The 7,142-nt window shown below is 67.3% G+C and carries 8 protein-coding genes and 1 pseudogene; 6 read left to right on the top strand and 3 right to left on the bottom strand.

All coding sequences use genetic code 11. From position 1 onward, the window contains the following. Nucleotides 1-1,127: integrase core domain-containing protein (locus Pme01_RS11880; protein WP_239088179.1), on the bottom strand; the 1,127-nt coding region annotated here is incomplete at its 3' end. A gap of 102 nt (nt 1,128-1,229) precedes the next feature. On the opposite strand from Pme01_RS11880, the gene Pme01_RS30915 reads away from it, so the two are divergent. The 6 genes from Pme01_RS30915 to Pme01_RS11850 all read left to right on the top strand — a co-directional run bounded on the left by Pme01_RS30915 (nt 1,230) and on the right by Pme01_RS11850 (nt 6,247). Beyond that, a complete protein-coding gene (locus Pme01_RS30915) occupies nt 1,230-1,553 on the top strand; it encodes a carboxylesterase family protein (protein ID WP_239088178.1) in 324 nt (107 codons plus the stop codon). Nucleotides 1,554-1,878: 325 nt separating this feature from the next. Then, nucleotides 1,879-2,523 (top strand): UbiX family flavin prenyltransferase, encoded by a 645-nt coding sequence (locus tag Pme01_RS11870; RefSeq protein WP_168115314.1) that lies wholly within the window; start codon nt 1,879-1,881, stop codon nt 2,521-2,523. Nucleotides 2,524-2,553: 30 nt separating this feature from the next. Further along, a complete protein-coding gene (locus Pme01_RS11865) occupies nt 2,554-3,132 on the top strand; it encodes a UbiX family flavin prenyltransferase (protein ID WP_239088177.1) in 579 nt (192 codons plus the stop codon). Between the two features lie 29 nt (nt 3,133-3,161). After that, nucleotides 3,162-4,580: a non-oxidative hydroxyarylic acid decarboxylases subunit C gene (locus tag Pme01_RS11860; protein WP_168115315.1), complete on the top strand. Its 1,419-nt coding sequence runs from the start codon at nt 3,162-3,164 to the stop codon at nt 4,578-4,580. Between the two features lie 6 nt (nt 4,581-4,586). Beyond that, a complete protein-coding gene (locus Pme01_RS11855; protein ID WP_168115316.1) occupies nt 4,587-6,005 on the top strand; it encodes a non-oxidative hydroxyarylic acid decarboxylases subunit C in 1,419 nt (472 codons plus the stop codon). Then, nucleotides 6,002-6,247: a non-oxidative hydroxyarylic acid decarboxylases subunit D gene (locus Pme01_RS11850; RefSeq protein WP_203935570.1), complete on the top strand. Its 246-nt coding sequence runs from the start codon at nt 6,002-6,004 to the stop codon at nt 6,245-6,247. Before Pme01_RS11855 ends, Pme01_RS11850 begins: the two co-directional genes overlap by 4 nt. A gap of 89 nt (nt 6,248-6,336) precedes the next feature. Here the strand turns inward: Pme01_RS11850 and Pme01_RS31750 are convergent. Together Pme01_RS31750 and Pme01_RS11840 are read right to left on the bottom strand one after the other, a co-directional pair. Beyond that, a pseudogene (locus Pme01_RS31750) lies at nt 6,337-6,592 on the bottom strand (IS6 family transposase); the annotation flags it as partial. A 245-nt stretch (nt 6,593-6,837) separates the two neighbouring features. Next, the coding region (locus Pme01_RS11840; protein WP_203935569.1) for a hypothetical protein at nt 6,838-7,142 on the bottom strand (305 nt) is incomplete at its 5' end.

The raw sequence follows: 7,142 nt of genomic DNA, 5'->3' as shown, positions 1-7,142 counted from the left end.
TGCCCTTGCCGATAACCCCGTCCGCGCAGGTCACGCGGCGCGTTCGTACTCGTGCAGGATGCCGCCAGGCGATCGCGTCTTCGGACGTTGAGACGGGCAATCTTGTCCGAGTCGGCGATCGGCGCGGGCAACGGGTACAACGGGCGTGCGTTGGCGATGCCCTGGTGCGGGCGGTGTCCGTTGTAGAACTGTTCGAACTCGCGTAGGGCGTGGAGCAGGTGCCGCTGGTTCCAGATCAGCGTGCGGTCCAGTAGTTCGCGGCGGCAGGTCTGGACCCACCGTTCCATGATCGAGTTCATTCTCGGCATCTGGATGCCGCTGAGCACGACCTGGACGCCGGCGTCGGCGAGGATGGCGTCGAACATCTCGGGGAACTTGCCGTCCCGGTCGCGGATCATGAACCGCGCCCGGCAGCCGGTGTCTTCGAGGTCCATGACGAGGTTCTTCGCGGCTTGCATGACCCAGGACGCGGTCGGGTGCGGGGTGGCACCCAGGATGTGGATCCGGCGGCTGGCGTGCTCGATCACCGCGAGCACGTACATCCGCGTTCCGGTGAGGGTGACTGTTTCCAGGAAGTCGCATGCCAGCAGGGCGTTGGCCTGGGAGCGTAGGAAGTCGGCCCACGTGCTGGAGGCCCGCTCGGGTGCCGGGTCGATCCCGGCCTCGGTCAAGATCTCCCATACGGTGGAGGCGGCCACTCGTACGCCCAGCACCAGCAGTTCGCCGTGCAGGCGTCGGTAGCCCCAGCTGGGATTTTCCCGTGCCAGCCGCAGCACCAGAGCGCGGACGGAACGCACCGTGCGTGGCCGGCCTGGACGCTTGGGTCGGGATGCGGCTGCGTGACTGCGGGCGACCAGGTCGCGATGCCAGCGGAGCACAGTGTCGGGGTGCACCAGCAGTCGCATGCTGCGCAGCACGTCGCGTGGTAGCCGGTGCAGCAGGGCCGCCAGGAACGCCCGGTCACCTGCGTCGAAGCGCACCTTCTCCGTGCCCAGTTGGCGTTCCAGCACCGTGATCTGATGGCGCAGGGCAAGGATCTCCACGTCCTTGTCCCGATTGCTCATCGGCAGCAGGCGCAGCACCGCGAACGCGTTCGTCACGCCCAGGTACGCCAGTCGCAGCAGCACGGCAGCCCATCATGCCGCATCGATCACCAGCTACGCCCAGGCTCAGCGCCCAGCAACCGGGCCAACATCTCCGACACCCCACACCGGCCCTCACCAGGGCGGATGGGGTTTTCGGCAGGGGCACGGTTCGCCTGGAACCAGGAGCCGGCCCCGTTCGACGAGGTGTATGGCGCGGTACACGCAATCGACCTGCCCTTCGTGTTCGGCAACTTCGGGCGCAATGTCTTCTCGTACGCCTTCAGCCGCCAGAACCAGCCGGGACGGCTGAAGTTGTCGGACCTGATGATCGACAGCGTCCGAAACTTCGTCCACACCGGATCGCCACAGCACCGCGGACTCGGCCGTACCTGGCAGCAGTGGCCGACGAGCCTGGTGCTCGACGCGGACAACCAGCACGTCCACCTCGGGTCGGCGACCAACCAGTGAGCAGCGTCTCCGCCTGACGGAGGGCCGGGGTGACCGCCCGGCGGTACAGACGTCGTCGTCGAGAGCCGGACCGGCGGTTTCCCCGGCGGTCCGGCTCTCGGACGTTCCCGTGCGGGTGGTCCCGGCGCGCGTGGTCGGTTCGCGATCCCGTCCGCGCGACACCTTCTCGATCGCCAACCCCCAGGGGCGCGTCCTGCGCGTCCTGAAGATCCTCGGCCTGCACGAGACGCTGACCGCCGGTGCGTAACTCCCTCCCCGCACAGGTGGCGGTTCGCCAGCGACCGAGGGTCAATTGAATTTGACGCACGGCCACTGAGGGGGCGACATGACTGACGGTACGGCGTCCAAGCGCGTGACCCTGGCGGTCACCGGAGCGGGCGGCACGGGCGCGGCCAAGCGGCTCCTGTTGGCGCTGCAGGACGACGACCGGGTCGAACAGGTGCACCTGGTCGTCTCGCCCGCGGGGCGGAAGCTGGTGGCCTTCGAGTTCGGAGCAGCCGAGGACCCGCAGTCGGTGGCCCGGGCACTCGGCGCCAGCTCGCCCAAGATTCAGGTGCACGACCCGGAAGACCTGACGGCACCGATCGCGAGCGGAAGTTACCGCAACGACGCGATGGTGGTGCTGCCCTGCGCGGCGGGCGTGCTGGGACGCGTCGCGCAGGGTCAGGCCGAGGACCTGATCGAACGGGCCGCGGACGTCCAGCTCAAGCAGCGGCGCACGCTGCTGCTCTGCCTGCGCGAAGCGCCACTCAACTTGATCCACCTGCGCAACATGGTGGCGGTCACGGAAGCCGGCGCGATCGTCTACCCGATGATCCCGACCTACTACAACGTGCCCGAGACCCTCGCCGAACTGCAGGAAGAGCTGGTCGAACGGCTGCTGGAGATGCTGGGCCTGCCCCGCACGGACCGCTACGCGTGGGACGGCAGTGGAACTCCGGCGCGGCGCGAGCACGCGACGGCGCGCTGACCCCGGAGATCCCTACACGGGAGACCCATCGTGCGACTCGTTGTTGCCATGACCGGCGCCACCGGCACGATCATCGGTATCCGCCTGCTGGACGCCCTGCACGAGATGAAGGTCGAGACCCACCTCGTGATCAGCCGCTGGGCCCGGGCCACCATCAAGCAGGAGACCTCGTTCACGGCGGCCCAGGTGGCCGCGCTCGCGTCGGCCAACTACGCACCCGAGGACCAGAGCGCCGCCATCTCCAGCGGCTCGTTCAAGACCGACGGCATGGTGGTCGTGCCGTGCAGCGCGAAGGCCGTCGCGGGCATCCGCGCCGGCTACGGCGAGGGTCTGATCGTGCGGGCGGCCGACGTGACGCTCAAGGAACGCCGCCGACTGGTCCTGGTGGTACGTGAGACCCCGCTTTCGCCGATCCACCTCGAGAACATGCTCGCGCTGGCCCGGATCGGGGCGACGATCCTGCCCCCGGTGCCCGCGTTCTACAACCATCCCACGACCCTCGACGACATCGTCGAACACATCGTGGTCCGCACCCTCGACCAGTTCGGTCTGGACCTGCCGACCGCGCGCCGGTGGACCGGCATGGCTCGAGCACCCGCCGGCGACTAGCACCCGCCGGCGATTGAGGAACAGCGATCATGGCTTACGAAGACCTGCGGGAATTCCTCGCGACCCTGGACAAAAACGCTCAACTTCTCCGCTTCTCCGACCCGCTGTCCCCGGAGCCCCATCTGGGGGCCGCGGCCCGGGCCGTCTCCAACCTCACCGACCGCGGCCCGGCGCTGCTGTTCGACAACCTCGACGGGTACGAGCGCGGCCGGGTGGTCCTCAACGTGGTCGGCTCGTGGCCCAACCACGCCCTGATGCTGGGCCTGGACAAGGACACCCCGGTCAAGGAGCAGTTCTTCGAGTTCGCCCGGCGCTGGGACGCCTTCCCGGTCGAGGTCGGGCGCCGCGAGGACGCCCCGTGGCGGGAACACACGGTCGAAGGCGACGACATCGACCTGTTCCACCTGCTGCCGCTGTTCCGGCTCAACCGCTACGACGCCGGCACCTACATCGACAAGGCGCCGGTGATCAGCCGTGACCCCGATGACTGGGACAACTTCGACGCGCAGAACGTCGGCATCTACCGCATCCAGGTCAAGGGCAAGGCCCGGCTCGGGATCCAGCCTCTGCCCACGCACGACATCGGCCTGCACCTGCGCAAGGCCGAGGAGCGCGGCGAGAACCTGCCGGTGGCGATCGCGGTCGGCAACGAGCCGGTGATCACCACGGTGGCCGGGATGCCGCTGATGTACGACCAGTCGGAGTACGAGATGGCCGGTGCCATCCAGGGCAGCCCGTACCGGATCGCCAAGGCTCCGCTCACCGGCATGGACGTCCCGTGGGGCGCCGAGGCAGTCCTGGAAGGCGAGATCGTCGCGTACAGCCGCGAAGTGGAGGGCCCGTTCGGCGAGTTCACCGGTTACTACTCCGGCGGCCGCCGCCAGCCCGTCATCACCATCCATCGCGTCTCCTACCGGACAGATCCGATCTTCGAGCACCTGTACCTGGGTAGGCCGTGGACGGAGATGGACTACACCCTGGCGCTCAACACCAGCGTGCCGCTCTATCAGCAGCTCAAGAAGGACTTTCCCGAGGTCGTCGCGGTCAACGCGATGTACACCCAGGGCCTGCTGGGCATCATCTCGGTCCGGCCACGCTACGGCGGCTTCGCCAAGGCCGTCGGGGTACGGGCGATGACCACCCCGCACGGCCTGGGCTACTGCAAGGTGATCATCGTCGTGGACGAGACCGTCGACCCGTTCAACCTCGCCCAGGTGATGTGGTCGCTGTCGGTCAAGTTCCACCCGGCCCACGACCTCGTCGTCCTGCCGGACCTGTCGATCCTGCCGCTGGACCCCAGTTCGGAGCCCGCGGGAATCACGCACAAGGTCGTCCTCGACGCGACCACCCCCATCGCACCCGAGCAGCGCGGTCACTTCTCCCAGGAGGTCGACGCGCCCGCCGAGACCGAAGCCTGGGAGAACCGCATCAAGCAACTGCTGAAGTGAGCCGACATGGCGTACCGCGACCTGCGAGACTTCCTCGCGACCCTGGACGAGAACGGCCAACTCGTCAGGCTCACCGATCCGCTACGCCCGGAGCCGCACTTCGGCGCCGCCGCCCGGGCGGTCGCCAACCTCACCGACCGCGGACCGGCACTCCAGTTCGACAACATCGACGGGTACGAGCGCAGCCGGGCCGTCCTCAACGCGGTCGGCTCGTGGCCCAACCACGCCCTCATGCTGGGCCTGGACAAGGACACCCCGGTCAAGGAGCAGTTCTTCGAGTTCGCCCGACGCGGTGACGATTTCCCGGTCGAGGTGGAGCGCGCCGACGACGCGCCCTGGCGGGAGCACACTCTCGACGGTGACGAGATCAACCTGTTCCACCTGTTGCCGCTGTTCCGGCTCAACCGGTACGACGCGGGCTCCTACATCGACAAGGCGGCCGTCGTCACCCGCGACCCCGACGACCCGGAACACTTCGGCAAGCAGAACGTGGGGATCTACCGCATCCAGGTCAAAGGCAAGGCGCGGCTCGGCATCCAACCGGTTCCCGCCCACGACATCGGCCTGCACCTGCGCAAGGCCGAGGAGCGGGGCGAGAACCTGCCGATGGCGATCGCCATCGGCAACGAACCGGTGATCACCACGATCGCCGGCATGCCGCTGGCGTACGACGAGTCCGAGTACGAGTTCGCCGGCGCCGTCCAGGGCAGCCCGTACCGGATCGCTAAAGCCCCGCTCACCGGCATGGACGTCCCGTACGGCAGCGAAGTGGTCATCGAAGGCGAGATCATCGGCGGCGTACGGGAGATCGAAGGCCCGTTCGGCGAGTTCACCGGCTTCTACTCCGGTGGCCGCCGGCAGCCGGTCATCAAGGTCCACCGGGTCTCGTACCGCACCGACCCGATCTTCGAGCACCTGTACATCGGCCGGCCGTGGACCGAACTCGACTACACCGTCGCGCTCAACACCAGCGTGCCGCTGTACCGGCAGCTCAAGCAGGACTATCCCGAGGTCGTGGCGGTCAACGCGATGTACACGCACGGGCTGCTCGGGATCATCTCGGTCCGGCCGCGCTACGGCGGCTTCGCCAAGGCGGTCGGGATGAGAGCGATGACGGTCCCGCACGGCCTCGGCTACTGCAAAGTGATCATCATCGTGGACGACACCGTCGACCCGTTCAACCTCGCCCAGGTGATGTGGTCGCTGTCGGTGAAGCTCCACCCGGCCCACGACCTGGTCGTCCTGCCCGACCTGTCGATCCTGCCGCTGGACCCGAGCTCCGAGCCGCCCGGTATCAGCCACAAGGTCGTCCTCGACGCGACCACCCCCATCGCACCCGAACAGCGCGGCCACTTCTCGCAGGAGGTCGACGCGCCCGCCGAGACCGAAGCCTGGGAGAACCGCATCAAGGAGCTACTGAGGTGAGTACGCCCACGATTCCGGACACCTGTCCCCGCTGCGACACCCACGAGGTCAGCCTGCTAACCGAATCTCCCGTACCGGGCCGCTGGTCCATGTACCTGTGCGGGGTCTGCTTCTACAGTTGGCGCTCCACGGAGCCCGGGTACGCCACCGACCCGGCGACGTACCCGGCCGCCTTCAAGATCGACCCCGTCGACATCCCGAAGATGCCCGTGGTGCCGTCGATCCCCGCCCGCCGGGCCTAACCCGGCACCTTCTGCTTGGCGAACTACTCGATGATCGCCGGACAGAAGGCGGGCAGGTCGGCGGGGGACAGGCTGGTCGTGAACTGCCCGTCGACGTGCCAGCTGTCGCCGGGCGAGTGGCGGGCGAACCGGGCGGCGTCGGCCAGCAGCGGGGTGAACCGCTGCACCCACCGGTAAACGGTGACGTGATCGACCTCGACGCCGACGCTCGACCAGCAGTTCTTCAACGTCGCGGTAGGACAAGTTGAACCGCAGGTACCAGCGGACTGCGACGACGATCACCTCGGGCGGGAACGGAAACCCAGCGAACGCCGACTTCGGAGGTAGCCACGGGCGAGGACGGATCGGCGACTTCACAGCCCAAATCTGTCTCGATCTTGCCAACGGTCAATGCAACAGGGGCCCACCAACCCGCCCAGGTAGTCCCCAATCGTGGCAACGGCCACCGTCCTTCTTCGTGTCCTTGCCGGGAACCGAAGGATCATCAGACGGTGGCCGTCTCCCATGGCGCACGACACGCCGGGAATCCACAAGGGGCTTTCACGCTCGCGGGCCGAGAGGTTAAAGAACAAGCTAGTGCGAAATGGCCGTTATACCTTAGTGGAGTTCGGGCTCCTCCCCGAAACTACAGTGACATCATCCACGATGATGGAGCCGTACGCGTAGTAAGTGCCCTTCTCCATCCCGGCGCTGACTTCACCCCTGTAGCCGGTGAAGCCGCAACTCGCCAGATAGGCGAGCGCTACCCTGCCGTAGCCGACCTTGTAGATCTCGATTTTCTCGTTGCAGCTGCGGCCTTGGCTGCCGAGAGCATTCACGTACAAGTCACCGTAGACCACCCTGCCGTTGTCCGAACTGCAGACACCGATGTTCCAGCCGTTCTTCGCATAGTCAA

The organism is Planosporangium mesophilum, from assembly GCF_016863255.1.
GTDB lineage: Bacteria > Actinomycetota > Actinomycetes > Mycobacteriales > Micromonosporaceae > Planosporangium > Planosporangium mesophilum.
This window is presented reverse-complemented; position numbering and strand designations above follow the sequence as displayed.

What these genes read in the sequence shown, in the direction of transcription:
- Pme01_RS30915 (WP_239088178.1), top strand. Translation starts at nt 1,230, where the DNA reads ATGGGGTTTTCGGCAGGGGCACGGTTCGCCTGGAACCAGGAGCCGGCC.
- Pme01_RS11860 (WP_168115315.1), top strand. Translation starts at nt 3,162, where the DNA reads ATGGCTTACGAAGACCTGCGGGAATTCCTCGCGACCCTGGACAAAAAC.
- Pme01_RS11870 (WP_168115314.1), top strand. Translation starts at nt 1,879, where the DNA reads ATGACTGACGGTACGGCGTCCAAGCGCGTGACCCTGGCGGTCACCGGA.
- Pme01_RS11855 (WP_168115316.1), top strand. Translation starts at nt 4,587, where the DNA reads ATGGCGTACCGCGACCTGCGAGACTTCCTCGCGACCCTGGACGAGAAC.